Annotated in this window: 14 protein-coding genes; 8 read left to right on the forward strand and 6 right to left on the reverse strand. The window is 67.9% G+C overall.

Going from position 1 to position 18,890, the window contains the following annotated elements:
* Positions 1 to 10: 10 nt before the first annotated feature.
* Positions 11 to 241: a hypothetical protein gene (locus tag ACFVWW_RS13150; protein WP_384181169.1), complete on the reverse strand. Its 231-nt coding sequence runs from the start codon at positions 239 to 241 to the stop codon at positions 11 to 13.
* Positions 242 to 795: 554 nt separating this feature from the next.
* Between ACFVWW_RS13150 and ACFVWW_RS13155 the strand changes: the two genes are divergently transcribed.
* The 8 genes from ACFVWW_RS13155 to ACFVWW_RS13190 all read left to right on the forward strand — a co-directional run bounded on the left by ACFVWW_RS13155 (position 796) and on the right by ACFVWW_RS13190 (position 12,599).
* Positions 796 to 3,165, forward strand: a complete 2,370-nt coding sequence (locus tag ACFVWW_RS13155; RefSeq protein ID WP_386878411.1) for an ABC transporter family substrate-binding protein — start codon at positions 796 to 798, stop codon at positions 3,163 to 3,165.
* Positions 3,166 to 3,476: 311 nt separating this feature from the next.
* A complete protein-coding gene (gene typA / locus ACFVWW_RS13160; protein WP_384181173.1) occupies positions 3,477 to 5,351 on the forward strand; it encodes a translational GTPase TypA in 1,875 nt (624 codons plus the stop codon).
* 423 nt (positions 5,352 to 5,774) lie between these two features.
* Positions 5,775 to 7,400, forward strand: a complete 1,626-nt coding sequence (locus ACFVWW_RS13165; protein WP_384181175.1) for an ABC transporter substrate-binding protein — start codon at positions 5,775 to 5,777, stop codon at positions 7,398 to 7,400.
* A 123-nt stretch (positions 7,401 to 7,523) separates the two neighbouring features.
* The gene (locus ACFVWW_RS13170; RefSeq protein WP_384336498.1) at positions 7,524 to 8,453 is read left to right on the forward strand and encodes an ABC transporter permease; all 930 of its coding nucleotides are present in this window, start codon (positions 7,524 to 7,526) and stop codon (positions 8,451 to 8,453) included.
* 31 nt (positions 8,454 to 8,484) lie between these two features.
* Positions 8,485 to 9,402 carry an ABC transporter permease gene (locus ACFVWW_RS13175; protein ID WP_386878498.1) on the forward strand — a complete coding sequence of 306 codons (918 nt, stop codon included), beginning with the start codon at positions 8,485 to 8,487 and terminating at the stop codon, positions 9,400 to 9,402.
* Positions 9,403 to 9,413: 11 nt separating this feature from the next.
* Positions 9,414 to 10,472, forward strand: coding sequence for an ABC transporter ATP-binding protein (locus ACFVWW_RS13180; RefSeq protein ID WP_384181179.1), 1,059 nt, complete (start codon positions 9,414 to 9,416; stop codon positions 10,470 to 10,472).
* Positions 10,465 to 11,613, forward strand: coding sequence for an ABC transporter ATP-binding protein (locus tag ACFVWW_RS13185; RefSeq protein WP_386878410.1), 1,149 nt, complete (start codon positions 10,465 to 10,467; stop codon positions 11,611 to 11,613). The genes ACFVWW_RS13180 and ACFVWW_RS13185 overlap by 8 nt, the downstream gene beginning before the upstream one ends.
* 56 nt (positions 11,614 to 11,669) lie before the next feature.
* The gene (locus ACFVWW_RS13190; protein ID WP_386878409.1) at positions 11,670 to 12,599 is read left to right on the forward strand and encodes a GNAT family N-acetyltransferase; all 930 of its coding nucleotides are present in this window, start codon (positions 11,670 to 11,672) and stop codon (positions 12,597 to 12,599) included.
* A 189-nt stretch (positions 12,600 to 12,788) separates the two neighbouring features.
* Here ACFVWW_RS13190 and ACFVWW_RS13195 read toward each other — a convergent pair whose 3' ends face one another.
* From ACFVWW_RS13195 to ACFVWW_RS13215, 5 genes are all read right to left on the reverse strand, one after another.
* Complete coding sequence (locus ACFVWW_RS13195; protein ID WP_386878408.1) at positions 12,789 to 13,844, reverse strand: ABC transporter ATP-binding protein; 1,056 nt, start codon at positions 13,842 to 13,844, stop codon at positions 12,789 to 12,791.
* 26 nt (positions 13,845 to 13,870) lie between these two features.
* On the reverse strand, positions 13,871 to 14,896 hold the full coding sequence (locus ACFVWW_RS13200) for an ABC transporter ATP-binding protein (RefSeq protein WP_384337116.1): 1,026 nt from the start codon (positions 14,894 to 14,896) through the stop codon (positions 13,871 to 13,873).
* A gap of 10 nt (positions 14,897 to 14,906) precedes the next feature.
* Positions 14,907 to 15,887: an ABC transporter permease gene (locus ACFVWW_RS13205; protein ID WP_384189957.1), complete on the reverse strand. Its 981-nt coding sequence runs from the start codon at positions 15,885 to 15,887 to the stop codon at positions 14,907 to 14,909.
* Positions 15,888 to 15,965: 78 nt separating this feature from the next.
* Positions 15,966 to 17,750: an ABC transporter substrate-binding protein gene (locus ACFVWW_RS13210; RefSeq protein WP_384189954.1), complete on the reverse strand. Its 1,785-nt coding sequence runs from the start codon at positions 17,748 to 17,750 to the stop codon at positions 15,966 to 15,968.
* Between the two features lie 78 nt (positions 17,751 to 17,828).
* Complete coding sequence (locus tag ACFVWW_RS13215; protein WP_384189952.1) at positions 17,829 to 18,869, reverse strand: ABC transporter permease; 1,041 nt, start codon at positions 18,867 to 18,869, stop codon at positions 17,829 to 17,831.
* Between the last annotated feature and the right edge of the window lie 21 nt (positions 18,870 to 18,890).

The following is an 18,890-nucleotide window of genomic DNA, read 5'->3' on the forward strand; positions in this document are numbered from 1 at the left end:
CTCCTAGGGACTAGGGCGCTCGCCGGTCGCGTACTCCCAGGCCCTCGTCGTCCGAGTCCGTCCACAGCGCGCTGTCGTACGGGGTGTCGGGGATGGTGACCAGGTCGTCGGCGCGGCCGGCCGACTGGGGTCGGACGTCGTTCTCGCGCTGCAGCGCCAGACTTTGTTCCAACCGTCCGACCGTGCGGACCAGGTCATCGAGGCAGCGCCTGACAGCTGTCAAATCGTCCTGCAGGGACATGAGTTGACCTCACTTCCACAGTCGCGAACGGCATGGTGGGATCTCTGAGGGCTACCCCTCTGAGGACTCTGCACGCGCCTGAGAGTGTTGCGCGTCACATCCCCGCCTGTGAAGGCGTATACACCTAGTTTTTGAGGGCTCGGTTCACCTCCGGGGCGCTTTGTGCCCCTGTCGACGGTCGACCGTGCTCGGCCCCTCGTTCCTCGGGGCCTGTGCGCGCTCTCCCTTTCGACAGCGGCGCGCCCCTTCGGCTCACGCACCTCTTTTTTGAGGGCTCGGTTCGCCTCCGGGGCGCTTTATGTCGATGTCGACGGTCGACCGTGCTCGATTCGCTCGTTCCTCGCGAACCTCCGCGCGCTCTCCCTTTCGACACCGACGCGCCCCTTCGGCTCACTCGCCGGGGGTGGGGGAGTCGGGGGCGTTGGGCCGGTTGGGTGGGGTTTGTGGGGGGTGTCGTCGTGTCTGCGGCGTCCCTCCGGTCCCTTCCCTTTCAGTGAGTGGGCAATAGGTGTGATCATCTCAAAATCCACAAACAGGACGAAGAGGTAAAAGCCATGTCCCACGTCGGCGCCCCACGCGGGAGGACATGCTCCCGAACGCTCCGCTCCGTCGCCCTCCTCACCACCGGTGTACTCGCCCTGCCCACGCTGTCCGCGTGCACATCGGACGACGGGAACGGGGCCGCGTCCGCGGCCCCGGACATCGCACCGGCCGGACGGGACGGGGTCGACCAGGGCGGCACCCTGCGCTGGGCGATCGACACCATGCCCACCACGCTCAATGCCTTCCAGGCCGATGCCGACGCGTCCACCAACCGGGTCGCCAGTGCCGTACTGCCCTCTCTCTTCACCCTCGACCAGCGCGGCCGCCCGCAGCGCAACCCGGACTATCTGGAGTCCGCGGACGTCGTCGAGCGCGAGCCCAAGCAGGTCGTCCTCTACAAGCTCAACCAGCAGGCGGTATGGAGCGACGGCCGGGAGATCGGGGCGCCGGACTTCGCGGCCCAGTGGCGAGCGTTGCGCGGCAAGGACTCCGCGTACTGGACGGCGCGCAACGCCGGCTACGAGCGGATCGAGAAGATCGAGCGCGGGGCCAACAACCTGGAGGTGAGGGTCACCTTCAACAAGCCCTACGCGGACTGGAGGTCTCTCTTCAGTCCCCTCTATCCCAAGGACGTGACCGCCAAGCCCAACTCCTTCAACGACGCGGCCAGGACCACCCTGAAGACCACGGCGGGGCCCTTCCGTGTCAAGAAGTCGGACCGCAAGGCCCGGGAGATCACCCTCGCCCGCAATCCCCGCTGGTGGGGAGAGCCCGCCAAGCTCAACTCGCTCGTCCTGAGCGCGGTGCCCCGGAGCAAGCGGGCCGCCGCCCTCGCGGCGGGCAAGCTCGATCTCGCGGAGATCGACAGGAGCGTGGCGGAACGTATCGCCCTGGCGACCAGGGACGACGGAACCGGCGGGCAGCCGCTCACGCACGGCCCCGGCACCCGGATCACCGCGGCCTCCGCGCTCCGGTCCTGGGCGCTGGCCCACGGTTCCGACGACGAGAAGGCCGAGGAGGCGCAGAACGCCCGCCAGCAGACCGTCGCGGCCGTCAAGAGGTACGCGAACGAGCAGAAGGCGCTGCGCGGCTACGAGGTCCGCAAGTCGCTGGAGCCCGCCTACACGCAGCTCGCGCTGAACGGCCAGTCGGGACCGCTCGCCGATGAGCGGGTACGGCGCGCGGTGGCCCGCGCGCTCGACCGCCAGGAGCTGGCGGACACCGTACTCAAGCCGCTCGGACTGCCGGCGAAGCCGCTCGGCAACCATCTGGCACTGATCGGACAGCAGGCGTACGAGGACAACAGCGACGCGCTCGGCAAGTCAGACACGCACGAGGCCCAGGCACTGCTGACGGACGCGGGCTGGATTCCCGGCGGAGGGGTCAAGAAGCCCACCAAGGCCGGCAGCGAGGGCAAGAAGGCCCCGACCGAGGACGACGAGGACGAGAGCGGTTCGGAGGACGAGAAGTCCAACGGCAAGACGTCCGGCGTGCAGCGGTCCGGCGTGCAGAACAAGGAGGACTGGGAGAACGACATTCCCTCCGACGAGGGCTCGTACATCGTCGGCGACGACAAGTCCGGCGAGGCGGCCCCGCGCCCCGAGACCGCCATCCACATCCTCGCGCCCGCCCGCGCCGCCGCCTTCCAGGGCACCACGCTGCTCCGCCAGGCCGCGGCCCTGGACGACTCCGACGCCACGCGGAAGGCGGTGCGGGCGGCCCAGGAGCCCCAGGAGAAGAAGCAGGGCGGTATGGCCGGCGCCTATGCCCCGCGCGGTACGGCCGCTCCCCGCGGTACGGCCTCTCCCGCACCGCTCACCGGTCCGGTCGGCAAGGCCGGCAAGCCCCTCAACCTCCGCTTCGTGCTGCCCTCCGGCGAGGGCTCCGAGTCGCTGCGCGCCGTCGGCGAGCGGATCTCGCGGATGCTGGACCGCATCGGCATCCGTACGACGGTCACCAAGGTCGCCGACGACAGCTACTTCAAGGACCACATCGCCTCGGGCGACTACGATCTCGCCCTCTACTCCTGGCCCGCCTCCGCCTACCCGGCGACCGACGGCCGGCCGATCTTCGCCAAGCCCGTGCCGGCCAGCGACGGCTCGCTGCAGGTGGAGCAGAACTACACCCGCGTCGGTACGGACCACATCGACCAGCTCTTCGACCGGGCGGCCGGCGAGCTGGACGACAAGGCGGCCCATGATCTCCTGAAGCAGGCCGATGCCCGTATCTGGGCCGCGGCCGGTTCCATCCCCCTCTATCAGCGTCCGCAGCTGGTGGCCGCCAAGCCCGGCGTGGTGAACGCGGGAGCCTTCGGTTTCGCCGCCCCCCGCTACCAGGACATCGGCTTCAAGAAGGACAGCGCCGCCGGCAAGAAGAAGTAGCAGGTCAGCGCCTTCCGCAACCGCTCAGAACCCGCTCAGAACCCGTTTGGAACGCTTGCCCGCCGGTCTCCCCGGCGGGCAAGCCCATGTCCGCCCTCGATTCGGCGGGCTCCCCCTCCGGCAGCGCTCCCACCAGCGCCCCGGCGCACGATCCGGGTGCCTCCGCCGCACCGTGGTCCGGCACCCCGGATCGGGCCGGGAAGCCCGCGACGCCTGGGCCCCGTACCATGGGACGAGCCGTGGCGTGTCCGCCCGGCGGGCGTACGAGGAAAAGACGCCGCATCCCACGATCGAGAGAAGCGCCAGCCAGCATGCCCACGCGCCACGACATCCGTAACGTCGCCATCGTCGCCCACGTCGACCATGGCAAGACCACTCTGGTCGACGCCATGCTGAAGCAGGCCGGCGCTTTCGCCGCGCACGCCGCCGAGCACCTCGACGACCGGATGATGGACTCGAACGACCTGGAGCGTGAGAAGGGCATCACGATCCTGGCCAAGAACACCGCCGTCAAGTACCACCCCAAGACGGGTGGCGACCCCATCACGATCAACATCATCGACACCCCCGGCCACGCCGACTTCGGCGGTGAGGTCGAGCGGGGCCTGTCGATGGTCGACGCGGTCGTGCTGCTCGTCGACGCCTCCGAGGGCCCGCTCCCGCAGACTCGCTTCGTGCTCCGCAAGGCGCTCTCGGCGAAGATGCCGGTCATCCTCTGTATCAACAAGACGGACCGTCCCGACTCCCGGATCGCGGAGGTCGTCGACGAGACGTACGACCTCTTCCTGGATCTGGACGCGACCGAGGAGCAGATCGAGTTCCCGATCGTCTACGCCTGTGCGCGGGACGGCATCGCCTCGCTGACCAAGCCGGAGGACGGCACGGTCCCGCCGGACAGCCAGAGCCTGGAGCCGTTCTTCAACACGATCCTGGCGCATGTCCCGGCTCCGGAGTTCGACGAGTCCGCGCCGCTCCAGGCCCATGTCACCAACCTGGACGCCGACAACTTCCTCGGCCGTATCGCGCTGTGCCGCGTCGAGCAGGGTGAGCTGAAGAAGGGCCAGACCGTCACGTGGATCAAGCGTGACGGCACGATGTCCAACGTCCGCATCACCGAGCTGATGATGACCGAGGCGCTCACCCGCAAGCCCGCCGAGAAGGCGGGACCGGGGGACATCTGCGCCATCGCCGGTATCCCGGACATCATGATCGGCGAGACCCTGGCCGACCCCGAGAACCCGATCGCGCTGCCGCTGATCACGGTCGACGAGCCCGCGATCTCGATGACCATCGGTACGAACACCTCGCCGCTCGTCGGCAAGGGCGGCAAGGGCCACAAGGTCACCGCCCGCCAGGTCAAGGACCGGCTCGACCGTGAGCTGGTCGGTAACGTCTCGCTGCGCGTCCTGGACACCGAGCGTCCCGACGCCTGGGAGGTCCAGGGCCGTGGCGAGCTGGCGCTGGCCATCCTCGTCGAGCAGATGCGCCGGGAAGGCTTCGAGCTGACCGTCGGCAAGCCCGAGGTGGTCACCAAGCAGGTCGACGGCAAGACGCACGAGCCGATCGAGCGCATGACGATCGACTGCCCCGAGGAGCACCTCGGCGCCATCACCCAGCTGATGGCGACCCGCAAGGGCCGTATGGAGACGATGACGAACCACGGCTCGGGCTGGATCCGCATGGAGTGGATCGTCCCCTCCCGCGGCCTCATCGGCTTCCGTACGGAGTTCCTGACGCAGACGCGTGGCACGGGCATCGCGCACTCGATCTTCGAGGGCCACGAGCCGTGGTTCGGCGATCTGCGTACCCGTAACAACGGCTCGCTGGTGGCGGACCGCTCGGGCTCGGTGACGCCGTTCGCGATGGTCAACCTCCAGGAGCGCGGTGTCATCTTCACCGAGGCCGGCACCGAGGTCTACGAGGGCATGATCGTCGGTGAGAACTCGCGCGCCGACGACATGGACGTGAACATCACCAAGGAGAAGAAGCTCACCAACATGCGTGCCGCGTCCGCGGACACCACGGAGAACGTGGTGCCGGCCAGGAAGCTGTCGCTGGAGCAGTCCCTGGAGTTCTGCCGCGACGACGAGTGCATCGAGGTGACCCCGGAGACGGTCCGTATCCGCAAGGTCGTCCTGGACCAGAAGCTGCGCGGCCGCGCCGCCTCCCGCGCCAAGCACGGCTGACACACCCTCCGGCAGTACAGCTGACATCACGTCACCCGACGGCCCGGCCCACCGCGAAAATGGCGGTGGGCCGGGCCGTTCGTCAAGGGATTTTCCGCGCCCAGGTGTCCGGATATCGACCGTCGCTCTCCGGAACATGTGTTAACGGTCCGTTTCGCGGGTGTCTGTCTGTGCTCAGTTTGTCCGGATTTCGGGCTGTGAGGGTACTTCGATGTTGTCAAACCGAGACGCTTTAAGTGTGGTTTACGGCCGGGCCGTACTTAATAGTTGGCTCCATTGAGCTCGGGTCAATGGGTCATGCGCTGTGGGGAGCGCCGGCTCACGAGCACACTCAGGGTATCTGTCGAGCCCGCTGCCAGGGGTGTCAGCGCGCGTAGACAAGCCCTTCTTGTTTGTGACTAGTGGACACATGAGGAGGAACCCATGCGCGGTGCCAAGAGCGCCAAGTGGGTAGTCGGCGCGATAGTCGTGGCTCTGGCAGCGACGGCCTGTGGCGGCGGCGGAGATGACAGCAGCGAATCGGCTTCGAAGGAGAAGGGCAAGCCTGCGGGCTATGTCTCCATCGACGTCGGCGAGCCGCAGAAGCCGCTGATCCCGGCCGACACTAACGAGTCGCTCGGTAGCTACGTGATCCAGTCGCTGTTCACCCAGCTGCTGGACTTCGACGCGCAGGGCAAGATCGTCTACACGAACGCCGAGTCGGTGAAGTCGGACGACTCCAAGACCTGGACGGTCAAGCTCAAGCAGGGCTGGAAGTTCCACGACGGCACCCCCGTCACGGCGGACTCGTACGTCAAGGCGTGGAACTGGTACGCCAACATCAAGAACAACCAGCAGAACGCCTTCTGGTTCTCCGACATCGCCGGCTACGCCGACGTCCACCCGGAGAAGGGCGACCCGAAGTCCGACGCGATGTCGGGCCTGAAGGTCGTCGACGACACCACCTTCACCATCGAGCTCACCGCTCCGGTGCCGTACTTCGAGTACAAGCTCGGCTACGCGACCTTCGCGCCGCTGCCGGAGGTGTTCTACAAGGACACCAAGGCGTTCGGCCAGAAGCCGGTCGGCAACGGTCCCTACATCTTTGAGAAGTGGGACCACAAGAAGCTCATCCAGGTCAAGGCCAACCCTGACTACCAGGGTCCGAACAAGGCCCAGAACAAGGGTGTCCTCTTCAAGAACTACGCGACCATCGAGGCCGCGTACCAGGACCTCCTGTCCGGCAACCTGGACATGATCCGCCAGGTCGGCCCGAAGGACCTGCCGAAGTACAAGGAAGACCTCGGCGACCGCGCGATCGACCAGCCGTACGCGGCCATCCAGAGCCTCGTGCCGACCTTCTACTCGAAGACCTTCAAGGACATCGACCCGAAGGTCATCCAGGGTCTGTCGATGGCGATCGACCGTGACACGATCACCAAGACCGTCCTCAACGGCACCCGCAAGCCCGCCACCAGCTTCACGCCCCCCGGTGTGGCCGGTAACCAGGACCTGGGCACGGACGTCTTCTCGTTCGACCCGGCGAAGGCCAAGGCGCTCGTGACCGAGGGCGGCGGTGTTCCGGACAACAAGATCTGGATCCAGTACAACGCCGACGGCGGCCACAAGGAGTGGGTGACCGCGGTCTGCGAGTCGATCCGCAACGCCACGGGCGTGGACTGTGTCCCGGACGCCAAGCCCGACTTCCAGACGGACCTGGAAGCGCGCGACAACGACCAGGTCAAGTCGATGTACCGCGGTGGCTGGGTGGCCGACTACCCGCTGAACGTCAACTTCATGCGGGAGCTGTACGGCACCACCGCTGAGGCGAACAACGGCCGGTTCTCCGACAAGGAGGTCGACGCCGCGTTCAAGAAGGGCGACAACGCCGCCTCCCTGGACGAGTCGATCAAGGCCTACCAGGAGGCCGAGAAGCTGCTTCTGACCAAGATGCCGGCGATCCCGCTGTGGGAGTACAAGACCAACGGCGGCTACTCCAAGGCTGTGGACAACGTGACGGTCGACTTCCACGGTGACTACAACATCACCGAAGTCACGGTCGCCAAGTAGTCAGCCCGAGGGCCATCCCCCCGCTCGGCCATCAGCCGCCCGTGAAACGGCGGTAGGCCCCGGGGCCGCTCCCTGAGTCAAGGGAGCGGCCCCGGGGCTGCAGTTATCCATTCGGAGGCAAACATGGGGCGTTATGTCGCGCGGCGACTGCTCCAGATGATCCCGGTCTTCCTCGGGTCAACCTTGCTGGTCTTCTCCATGATGTACGCCCTGCCCGGTGACCCCGTGCGCGCGCTCGCCGGAGAGCAGACAGTCGATCCCACCCAGATCGCGGCCATGAAGAAGGACCTCGGTCTCGACCTGCCGCTCTGGCACCAGTACTGGAACTATCTTGTCGGCTTGTTCCAGGGTGACTTCGGCACCCAGATCGCCAGCGGCAGACCCGTCGCCGACATCATCTCGGAGGCATTCCCGATCACGGTCAGACTGACCCTGTTCGCCTTCACCTTCACCGTGCTCGTCGGCATTTCCATGGGCGTCTTCGCCGGACTGAAGGCCGACAAGCTCCGGGACCGCGGACTGCTGGTCCTGACGCTTCTGCTGATCTCCGTTCCTTCCTTCGTGCTCGGCTTCCTCAGCCAGTACCTTTTCGCCCACCAGCTCGGCTGGGTAGACCCGAACGTCAGTGTGGAAGCGAACTGGAGCGAGCTGTTCCTGCCGGCTGTCGTGCTCGGCTCGCTGTCGCTGGCCTACGTGGCCCGCCTCACCCGTACGTCGGTCGCGGAGAACCTGCGCGCCGACTACATGCGTACCGCCGTGGCCAAGGGGCTGCCCCGCCGCCGCATCATCGGCGTGCACCTGATGCGCAACTCCATGATCCCGGTGGTGACGTTCCTCGGCACCGACCTCGGCGCCCTGCTGGGCGGCGCGGTCGTCACCGAAGGCATCTTCAACGTCAAGGGTGTCGGCTGGAACGTCTTCGACGCGCTGAAGCACCGCGAGGGTGCCACGGTCGTGGGCATCGTGACCCTGATCGTGGTCGTCTATCTCGTCGCCAGTCTGCTCGTCGACCTGCTCTACGCGGTCCTGGACCCGAGGATCCGTTATGCCTGAGGCACTCAAGGACACCGTCACCGAGCCCGGCATGGGCGAGCCGATCGAGGCTCCGGCGATCCAGCCCGCGGACGGCAAGGTGGGCAAGCCCCGCAGCCTCTGGTCGGACGCCTGGCACGACCTGCGGCGCAACCCGCTGTTCGTCGTCTCTGCCCTGCTGATCTTCTTCCTGCTGACCATGGCGGTCTTCCCGGGGCTGTTCACCGGCGCCGACCCGCGCTACGCGGACCTCGCCCATCACTATCTGCAGAAGCCCAGGTGGGGCAACTTCTTCGCGGAGGACTGGTTCGGCTACGACATCCAGGGCCGGTCGATCTACGCGCGTGTCGTCTACGGCGCCCGTGCCTCGATCACCGTCGCGCTGGTGGTCACCCTGCTGGTCACGGTGCTCGGCACCATCATCGGGATGCTCGCCGGCTACTTCGGCGGCTGGATCGACTCCCTGCTGTCCCGGGTCACCGACATCTTCTTCGGCGTCCCCTTCATCCTCGGCGCGATGGTCGTCCTGACCTCGTTCGAGGAGCGTCACGTCTGGGTCGTGATCCTGGCCCTGGCCTTCCTGGGCTGGACCCAGATCGCCCGTGTCGCCCGCGGCTCGGTGCTCACCATCAAGCAGGCCGACTATGTGATGGCGGCCAAGGCGCTCGGCGCCTCGACCACCCGCATCCTGCTCCGGCACATCATGCCCAACGCGATTGCCCCGGTGATCGTGGTGGCGACCATCGCTCTCGGCGGTTACATCTCGGCCGAGGCCACGCTGTCCTTCCTGGGCATCGGCCTCGCGGAGCCGACCGTCTCGTGGGGCGTCGACATCTCGTCGGGCCAGGAGCAGCTGCGCAACGCCGCGTTCGTCCTGATCATCCCGTCGGTCATGGTGTCGATCACTGTCCTGGCGTTCATCATGCTCGGCGATGCGGTACGCAACGCCCTCGACCCGAAACTGCGCTGAGGGAGGCGTACATGACCATCATCGACAAGACGGCGGACGTTTCTTCTCCCCGCGGTTCGGATGCGAGCGGCACTCCGCTGCTCGAAGTCCGTGACCTGCACGTGGAGTTCCACACCCGTGACGGTGTGGCCAAGGCGGTCAACGGAGTCAACTACAGCGTCAGCGCCGGCGAGACCCTCGCCGTGCTCGGCGAGTCCGGCTCCGGCAAGTCCGTGACCGCGCAGGCGATCATGGGCATCCTGGACATGCCGCCGGGGAGCATTCCCCGGGGAGAGATCCTCTTCCGCGGCCAGGACATGCTCAAGATGGGCAACGAGGAGCGGCGGCTCATCCGCGGCCAGAAGATCGCGATGATCTTCCAGGACGCGCTGTCCTCGCTCAACCCGGTGCTCTCCGTCGGCTACCAGCTCGGCGAGATGTTCCGCGTGCACCAGGGCCTCTCCAAGAAGGACGCCAAGGCCAAGGCCATCGAGCTGATGGACCGCGTGCGCATCCCGGCGGCGAAGGAGCGGATCGGCGACTATCCGCATCAGTTCTCCGGCGGTATGCGCCAGCGCATCATGATCGCCATGGCGCTCGCCCTGGAGCCCGATCTGATCATCGCGGACGAGCCGACCACCGCGCTGGACGTGACCGTCCAGGCGCAGGTCATGGACCTGCTGGCGGAGCTGCAGCGCGAGTACAACATGGGCCTGATCCTGATCACCCACGACCTCGGCGTGGTCGCCGACGTCGCGGACAAGATCGCGGTCATGTACGCGGGCCGGATCGTGGAGACCGCCCCCGTGCACGAGCTCTACAAGCGGCCCGCGCACCCGTACACCCGCGGCCTGCTCGACTCGATCCCGCGCCTGGACCAGAAGGGCCAGGAGCTCTACGCGATCAAGGGCCTGCCGCCCAACCTCACGCGGATTCCGGCCGGTTGTGCCTTCAACCCGCGCTGCCCCTCGGCGCAGGACATCTGCCGTACGGACATCCCGGCACTGCTTCCCGTCACCGAGCGGGACGGCGGCGAGCTGCCGGGCCGCGGAAGCGCGTGCCACTTCTGGAAGGAGACGATCCATGGCTGAGTTGAACAAGAGTGACGACTCCATGGACGCCACCCCGAACGTCACCGAGGTCGAGACGGCCGACGCCGTCACGGTCGAGGACTCCGTCGCCGCCATCGAGGCGCCCGCGCAGCGGGGCGAGCCGATCCTTCAGGTGCGCAACCTGGTCAAGCACTTCCCGCTGACCCAGGGCATCCTGTTCAAGAAGCAGATCGGCGCGGTCAAGGCCGTGGACGGGATCTCGTTCGACCTCTACCAGGGCGAGACCCTGGGCATCGTCGGTGAGTCCGGCTGTGGCAAGTCCACCGTCGCCAGGCTGCTGATGACGCTGGAGACGGCGACCGCGGGTGAGGTCTTCTTCAAGGGCCAGGACATCACCAGGCTCTCCGGGCGCGCGCTGAAGGCGGTGCGCAGGAACATCCAGATGGTGTTCCAGGACCCGTACACCTCGCTCAACCCCCGGATGACGGTGGGTGACATCATCGGGGAGCCCTTCGACATCCACCCCGAGGTGGCGCCCAAGGGTGACCGGCGCCGCAAGGTGCAGGAACTGCTCGATGTCGTGGGTCTCAACCCGGAGTACATCAACCGGTATCCGCACCAGTTCTCCGGCGGTCAGCGCCAGCGCATCGGCATCGCCCGCGGTCTGGCTCTCAACCCCGAGATCATCATCTGCGACGAGCCGGTCTCGGCCCTGGACGTCTCGGTCCAGGCCCAGGTCATCAACCTGATGGAGAAGCTCCAGGACGAGTTCAACCTCTCCTACATCTTCATCGCGCACGACCTGTCGATCGTCCGGCACATCTCCGACCGGGTCGGGGTGATGTACCTCGGCAAGATGGCGGAGATCGGTACGGACACCCAGATCTACGACCACCCGACGCACCCCTACACCCAGGCGCTGCTGTCGGCGGTCCCGGTGCCCGACCCGGAGGCCCGCGAGGGCCGCGACCGGATCATCCTCAGCGGGGACGTCCCGTCGCCGGCGAACCCGCCGTCCGGCTGCCGGTTCCGTACCCGCTGCTGGAAGGCGCAGGACAAGTGCGCTACGGAGGTCCCGCTGCTGGCCGTCCCCGAGCCCTTCAAGGGCTCGGACGGCCCGGTCGCCCACGAGTCGGCGTGCCACTTCGCCGAGGAGCGGGACGTCGTCCACGCGGTGTGATCCCTTGCCGTGCGAGACACGCGTACGAGCACAGAGCGGCGCCCGACAGTGGCCGCATGGCCCTTTCCGTCCGCCCCGCCACGCTCGACGACGCCCCCGCGATACGCGATCTGCTCAATGCGATCGACGTCCTGGAGATCGGCGGGCCCGAGACCGATCTGCACGCGGTGGAGGCAGATCTCGGCCACCCCGGGGTGGAGCTCGAAGCCGACTCCTGGCTGGCCCACGAGAACGGCGAGCTTGTCGCGTACGGGCTGCTGTGGGACGACTCCGGCGGCGAGCGCATCGACATGGACCACTATGTGCTGCCCGGCCGACCGGTCGCGGCGGTACGGCTGTTCGAGCTGATGGAGGCCCGCGCGGTGCGGCGGGCCGGGGCCAACGGCGCCGCGCGCGCCGTCGTCCATATGCATCTCAACTCCGCGCCCACGCTGGACACCGCGCTCATCGACGGGCGCGGCTGGCAGCGGGTACGGCGCTATCAGGTGATGGTCCGCGAGGTGTCCGGGGAAAGCTGTCCCGTGCCCGTGCCGCCCCCGGGGGTGACCCTGCGGGACTGCGCCGCCGAGGCCGACCGCCGGCGGGCGCACGAGCTGTGGGAGCGGACCTTCGCCGAACACTTCGACCACCGGCCCCGTACGTACGAGCAGTGGCTCGACGACCTGGACGCCGGCCGGCTCGACTGGTCGCTGGTCCTGATCGCCGCCGTCGAGGGGCTGGGCGACGCCGCGGTGCTCGTCGCCCGTGACGACCGCGAGTCGATGGGCTGGATCCGCAATGTCGGCGTGGTCAAGGAGGCCCGCGGCCGCGGTCTCGGCGGGTATCTGCTGCGCCACGCGTTCAGCGCCTTCGCCGGGCGGGGCCGGGACACCGTCGGCCTCGGCGTCGACACGCGGAACGCGACCGGCGCGCTGAAGCTCTACGAGGCCAACGGCATGCGGCCGCACTTCGCGGTGGACACCTGGGAGGTCACGCTCCCGGTGTGACGCGCCGTACGTCACGGGGGACGACGGCAGCGGGTACGGGGGAGGAAGGCAGCGGGTACGGGGGAGGAAGGCCCGTGCCGACCACGGTCGGTACGGGCCTTCGCCGTCCCCGGGAACCGGTCTCATGGGGTGGCTCGGGTCAATGGGCCGGGGACCGGTTCGGTCGGCAGGGCTGTGCTGAAGGGGTGTTCAGGCCCCTGCCACGGGGTCTTCGGAGCCACTGCCCGCGGCGCGGGACACCACGGTTCCCGTCTCCTCCGGGTAGTGGCAGGCGGTCAGATGGCCGTCACGGCTGCCGTCCGCCCGTGCCAGCGGCGGAGTCTCGCTCGCGCACAGGTCCGTGGCCTTCCAGCAGCGGGTGCGGAAGCGGCAGCCGGAGGGCGGATGGACCGGCGAGGGCACATCGCCGACGAGACGGATCCGCTCGCGCGCCGGGACGTCCTCCGCGGTGGCCTCGGGCACGGCGGAGAGCAGCGCCCTCGTGTAGGGGTGGCGCGGGTTGCCGTACAGCTGGTCCCGGTCGGCGATCTCCACGATCCTGCCGAGGTACATGACCGCGACCCGCTGCGAGAAGTGGCGTACGACGGCGAGGTCGTGCGCGATGAAGATGAAGGCGATACCGAGGTCGCGCTGGAGCCGCTGGAGCAGGTTGACCACCTGCGCCTGGATGGAGACGTCCAGCGCCGAGACCGGCTCGTCCGCCACGATCAGCTTCGGCTCCAGGGCCAGCGCCCTGGCCACTCCGATGCGCTGGCGCTGACCACCGGAGAACTCGTGCGGGAAGCGGTTGTAGTGCTCGGGGTTGAGCCCCACGGTCTCCAGGAGCTCCCGCACCCGCTTCTCGCGGCCGCCCGCCGGGCTGACGTCGTTGATCTCCATCGGACCGGCGATGATCTTGCCGACCGTCTGCCGGGGGTTCAGCGAGGCGTACGGGTCCTGGAAGATCATCTGGATCTCGGACCGTACCGGCGCCAGCTGCCTGCGCGAGGCGTGGGTGATGTCCTGCCCGCGGTAGGTGATCCGGCCGGCCGTCGGCTCCAGCAGCCGGGTGATGAGCCGGCCCGTCGTCGACTTGCCGCAGCCGGACTCGCCGACCAGGCCCAGGCTCTCGCCCTCGGTGACCGAGAAGTCCAGCCCGTCCACGGCCTGCACCGCGCCGATCTTCCGTCTGACCGGGAAGCCGCCCAGGATCGGGAAGTGCTTGGTGAGTCCGGAGACGTCCAGGAGGGGGGTCGTACTGCTCATGGTGGTGAAGTCCCGTCTCTTGTACGTCACTGGGGCCGGGAAGCGGCGAAGTCGGCGGCGAACCCGGTGCGCTGCCCGGCGGTGAGGTGGCAGGCCGCTCCGCGCCCGTCGACCAGCTCCAGCGGCGGCCGCAGGGTCGGGCAGCGGGCGCCCTCCACCTGCTCGGTGAAGGCGCAGCGCGGATGGAAGCAGCAGCCCGTCGGCGGGTTGAGCAGGCTCGGCGGGGTACCGGGGATGGGGGACAGCGGCACATCGACGGGGGAGGAGAGGCGGGGCATGGAGCCCAGCAGCCCCCAGGTGTACGGGTGCTGGGGCGCCCGCAGCACCTCCTTCTTGGTGCCGCGCTCCACGCACCGTCCGCCGTACATCACCAGCACGTCGTCCGCGATGTCGGCGATCACGCCCAGATCGTGGGTGATGAAGATGATCGAGGTCCCGGTCTCCTGCTGGAGGTCCTTGAGCAGGTCCATGATCTGGGCCTGCACGGTGACGTCCAGCGCGGTCGTCGGCTCGTCCGCGATCAGCAGCTCGGGGTCGCAGACGAGCGCCATCGCGATCATCGCCCGCTGCCGCATACCGCCGGAGAACTGGTGCGGATAGTCGTCGACCCGCAGATCCGGCTGGGGGATGCCGACCCGCTTCAGCATCTCGACCGCCCGCTCACGGGCGGCCTTCCTGGAGGCGCCGGTGTGCTTGCGGTACGTCTCCGAGATCTGCCGCCCGATGGTGTGGTACGGCGAGAGGGAGGCCAGCGCGTCCTGGAAGATCATGGACATCGTGTTGCCGCGCAGCCGCTCCAGCTCCCGTTCGCTCGCGGTGAGCAGATCGCGGCCTTCGAGGACGATCTCGCCGTCGATCGCGGTGTGTTCGCGGTCGTGCAGCCCCAGGATCGCCAGATTGGTGACGGACTTTCCGGAGCCGGACTCGCCGACGATGCCGAGCGTCCTGCCCTGCTCCACGTCGAAGGACAGCCCGTCGACGGCCTTGACGGTGCCGTCCTCGGTGGAGAAGTGGACGCGCAGATCGCGTACGGAGAGGAAGGGGGTGCTCATGGGGTCTCTCCTAGGCGAGGCGCACGCGCGGGTCGATGAGGGCGTACACGGCGTCGACGACGATGTTGAAGACGACGATGGCGCCGGCCGCGACCAGCACCACACCGAGCAGCAGCGGCAGGTCGTTGTCCTGTACGGCCTTGACGGAGAGCGCGCCGATCCCGTGCAGATTGAAGGTCTTCTCGGTGATGATCGCGCCGCCGAGGAGATAGCCGACGTCGAGACCGAAGATCGTGACGATCGGGCCCATCGCGCCCCGCCAGGCGAAGCGGAAGAAGACCGTTCTGCGGGACAGGCCCTTGGCGCGCGCGGTGCGCACGTAGTCCTCGTTGAGGGTCTCGACCAGCTGGGAGCGGGCCATCCGCGTGTAGTTGGCCGTGAAGATGAGCGCGAGGATGAACCACGGCAGCAGCAGCCCCTGGAACCAGGCCGCCGGGTCCTCGGTGATCGGGACGTCCTTGGGCCTGCTGAGGATGTGCCACTGGTCCGACAGGTAGTACATGGCGACCACGCCGACGATGTAGATCTGCAGCGAGGATCCGATCAGGGACGCGGAGGACGCCACCTTGTCCAGCGCCTTGCCCTGCTTGACCGCGGCGAGCATGCCGGCGCCCACCCCGAGGACCACGAACACGACGGCGCTGCCGATGGAGAGGGAGAGCGTGGTCGGGAAGCGGTCGAGGATGGTGCCGAGGACCGGCTCGCGGTTGTGGAACGAGTAGCCGAGGCACGGCGCGGGGCAGTGCCCGAACGAGCTGTAGTCGCGGCCGACGAACACCGCCTGGAGCCAGTGCCAGTACTGCACGGGCAGCGGGTCGGAGATCCCCAGGTTGTGCCGTACCAGCGCGAGTGTCTCGGGCGTGCAGACCTTGCCGCAGGCGACCCGTGCGGGATCGCGTGGCGCGACGTAGAAGAGGACGAAGGTGAGGGCGCTGATGATCAGCAGGATCACCAGCGCGCCGAGGGTCCGGCGGACGAGGAAGCGGAGCATGGCGATGGGTTTCCCTGGCAGACGCCGATGAGGGGGCGGGCGGGGCGCCGGGCCGGCGCCCCGCCCCGGACATGGGCGTCAGGCCTTGGCGTACAGCCTGTAGAGGACCACCGAGGAGAACAGCGGGTCGAAGAGCGCCCCGCCGACCTTCGAGCCGTACAGGTAGAAGCGGCGCTGGTAGGTCTCGGGGATGATCGGCGCCTCCTCCGTCATGATCCGCTTGTCGAGCTCGGCCCAGGCCTTGCCGGCCGCCGCCGGGTCCGCGACCACGGCGTTCTTCTTGATCGCCTCGTCGACCCAGGAGACCTTCAGCTGGGAGATGTTGTTGGCGCCGTTGGCGACGGTCGCGCCGTCCAGGAGCGGCTGGATCAGGGTGTAGCCGGTCGGCCAGTCCGGCGACCAGCCGAACCACATCACGTCGAACTTGTTGTCGATCTGCTGGACCTGGTCGTAGTAGCTGGTGGAGTCGAGCTGCTTGATGACCGGGTCGAAGCCGGCCTTCTTCAGGGCGCTCTCGATGACGACCTTGGTCTTGTCGTACGTGTCGCTCTGCGGGAAGGCGTAGACGATCTTCTGGCCCACCTTGCCGGCCTCCGTCAGCAGCTTCTTCGCGGCCTCCGGGTCACCCTGCGGCTTCTTCAGCTTGTTGTAGATGTCGAACTTCTCGCGGCCCAGGATGTCGGGGCTGAGGATGGTGGTCGCGAAGTCGCCCGCCGAGGGCCCGCCGTAGATCTTGCGGATCTGCTCCAGCGGCCAGGCGTGGATGAGCGCCTGGCGCACCTTGAGGTCGGTGATGCGCCTGGTGTTGATCGCGTAGTAGTAGATGCCGCTCAGCAGCCCGTTGACGCTGCGCTTCTTCAGCTCGGGGTCGGTGAGCACCTGCTGGATGCGCTCGGCCGGCACACCGCTGTACGCCATGACGGCGTACTGGTCGTCGCCGGAGTCGGCGATCAGACGGTCCGAGGCGGCGAGCGACTCGGGGCCGAACTCGAAGACGAAGCTGTCCGGGTACGCCGTACGGATCGCGTCGGTCTTCTCGTCCCAGTGCGGGTTGCGCACCAGCGTCATCGACTTGTCGACGGCGTGCTGCTTGATCCGGTACGGGCCCGCGGAGACCGGGTCCTTGTCGTACTTCTCCTTGGTGTCGAGCTTGACCGGCACGGCGCCGTAGGAGCTCATCGCCAGCGTGAAGTTGAGGTCCGGGCGGGCCAGCTTCAGTGTGAAGGTGATGGTCTTCGCGGCGGAGTCGGTGACGACGGAGTCGAGGTGCTTGCCGCTGAACGGGCCCTTGTAGCCGGCCCGGAAGTCCTGGGAGCCGGTCAGGGCGGTCTGGGCGTAGCCCGCGCCTTCCGTGGTGAAGGACGCGAAGCCGCGCTCGATGCCGTGGCGCACGTCGTCCACGGTCAGCTCGCTGCCGTCCTCCCACTTCAGACCGTCCTTCAGGGTGAAGGTCCAGGTCTTGCCGCCGTCGGCCATGGTGCCCGCGTCGGTGGCGAGATCGCCCACCAGCTTCATGGAGCCGTCCGCCGCGATCTTGTAACCGGTGAGGCAGCGGATGTACAGATTGCCGACGGCCGAGTTCCAGGTGAAGTAGATGCGCTGCGGGTCGAGGTGGGAGAAATCGTCCGGGGCGATGCCGCGGATCGTGCCGCCCTTGCGGGAGCCCTCGACCGCGGGGGCCGGCCCTGTCGAGTCCTCCTTGGTGCCGACGGTGACGGAGCCCGTGTACGTGTCGGCGCCCCCGTGTCCGCCTCCCTTGCTGCCGCCGCCGCCCGAGCCTCCGCTGCTGCACGCGGAGAGGGCCATGGAGCCGCCGGCCGCGACCGACGTGGCGATGATGAAGTTTCTGCGGGAAAGGGACATGGCATCCTGCCCTGGTCGATGAGGAGAGATGGTCGCTCCGGCGGGCCCCGTCGCCCGGTCCGGAGAGGAACGCGGGGTTCAGCGCTTGGTCTTCGGGTCCAGCGCGTCGCGGACCGAGTCGCCGAGCAGGTTGAAAGCGATCACGAACACCACCATCGACAGGCCCGGGAAGAGCATGAAGGTGATGTCGTTCTGGTAGACGCTGGAGCCGCGCTGGATCATCACGCCCCAGTCCGGGGTCGGTGAGCTGAGCCCCACGCCGAGGAAGGCGAGACCCGCCTCGGCCGTGACGTACAGGGGGAGCGCGAGCGTCGCCTGGATGAGGATCGGCGTCCACAGGTTGGGCAGCAGCTCCTTGAAGATGATCCGCGCCGGGGAGGCGCCGGTCACCTTGGCCGCTTCCACGAACTCCCGCTCGCGCAGGGCGAGTACCTCGCCGCGCAGCAGCCGTGCGATGGGCGCCCAGCCGAAGGCGGTCATGACCGAGATGAGGCTGACGACGGTCAGCCAGACCGGGGTGTTCTCCTCCGGCGACACCAGGATCGAGATCATCACCGGCCAGAAGGCGATGAAGAACAGCGTCGAGGGAAAGGCCAGCAGGATGTCGATGACCCGGCCGATGAGGTAGTCGGTCTTCCCGCCGAGGTAGCCGGCGGTCACGCCGATGACAATGCCGAGCACCGTCACCAGCAGGGTGGTCGCCGTGGCGATCAGCAGCGAATTCCGGATGCCGTAGAGCAGAAACGTGAAGACGTCCCGGCCCAGGCCGGGCTCGATACCGAACCAGAAGTCGCCGCTGATACCGCCGTTGGGCGCGACGGGAAAGCCGAATTCATTGAGCAGGCTCGTGTCGTCCTGGCCGTAGGTGTCGTACGGATTCTTCCCGTACAGCGCGGCTATCAGCGGCGCACAAATGGCCACCACGAAGAAGAAGACGACGACATAGCCCGATATGACGCCGGTCCTGTCGCGCTTGAAACGGCGCCGGGCGAGCTGCCCGGGAGAGCGGCCCGCAGCGCCCTTGGGCGTCGGTGACGCCGGGCTCTCGGCGCTGTTCTCGGCGCTGTTCTCGGCCACTACTTCGAGCGGGACGGTGGCCGGAGGAGTGGGGGAGGTCATGGTGCTCCTGGCCGGAAAGGT

Origin of the sequence: Streptomyces sp. NPDC058198, from assembly GCF_042882605.1 — a bacterium.
Lineage (GTDB): Bacteria > Actinomycetota > Actinomycetes > Streptomycetales > Streptomycetaceae > Streptomyces.

What these genes read in the sequence shown, in the direction of transcription:
- ACFVWW_RS13150 (WP_384181169.1), bottom strand. Translation starts at nt 241, where the DNA reads ATGTCCCTGCAGGACGATTTGACAGCTGTCAGGCGCTGCCTCGATGAC.
- ACFVWW_RS13155 (WP_386878411.1), top strand. Translation starts at nt 796, where the DNA reads ATGTCCCACGTCGGCGCCCCACGCGGGAGGACATGCTCCCGAACGCTC.
- typA (WP_384181173.1), top strand. Translation starts at nt 3,477, where the DNA reads ATGCCCACGCGCCACGACATCCGTAACGTCGCCATCGTCGCCCACGTC.
- ACFVWW_RS13165 (WP_384181175.1), top strand. Translation starts at nt 5,775, where the DNA reads ATGCGCGGTGCCAAGAGCGCCAAGTGGGTAGTCGGCGCGATAGTCGTG.
- ACFVWW_RS13170 (WP_384336498.1), top strand. Translation starts at nt 7,524, where the DNA reads ATGGGGCGTTATGTCGCGCGGCGACTGCTCCAGATGATCCCGGTCTTC.
- ACFVWW_RS13175 (WP_386878498.1), top strand. Translation starts at nt 8,485, where the DNA reads ATGGGCGAGCCGATCGAGGCTCCGGCGATCCAGCCCGCGGACGGCAAG.
- ACFVWW_RS13180 (WP_384181179.1), top strand. Translation starts at nt 9,414, where the DNA reads ATGACCATCATCGACAAGACGGCGGACGTTTCTTCTCCCCGCGGTTCG.
- ACFVWW_RS13185 (WP_386878410.1), top strand. Translation starts at nt 10,465, where the DNA reads ATGGCTGAGTTGAACAAGAGTGACGACTCCATGGACGCCACCCCGAAC.
- ACFVWW_RS13190 (WP_386878409.1), top strand. Translation starts at nt 11,670, where the DNA reads ATGGCCCTTTCCGTCCGCCCCGCCACGCTCGACGACGCCCCCGCGATA.
- ACFVWW_RS13195 (WP_386878408.1), bottom strand. Translation starts at nt 13,844, where the DNA reads ATGAGCAGTACGACCCCCCTCCTGGACGTCTCCGGACTCACCAAGCAC.
- ACFVWW_RS13200 (WP_384337116.1), bottom strand. Translation starts at nt 14,896, where the DNA reads ATGAGCACCCCCTTCCTCTCCGTACGCGATCTGCGCGTCCACTTCTCC.
- ACFVWW_RS13205 (WP_384189957.1), bottom strand. Translation starts at nt 15,887, where the DNA reads ATGCTCCGCTTCCTCGTCCGCCGGACCCTCGGCGCGCTGGTGATCCTG.
- ACFVWW_RS13210 (WP_384189954.1), bottom strand. Translation starts at nt 17,750, where the DNA reads ATGTCCCTTTCCCGCAGAAACTTCATCATCGCCACGTCGGTCGCGGCC.
- ACFVWW_RS13215 (WP_384189952.1), bottom strand. Translation starts at nt 18,869, where the DNA reads ATGACCTCCCCCACTCCTCCGGCCACCGTCCCGCTCGAAGTAGTGGCC.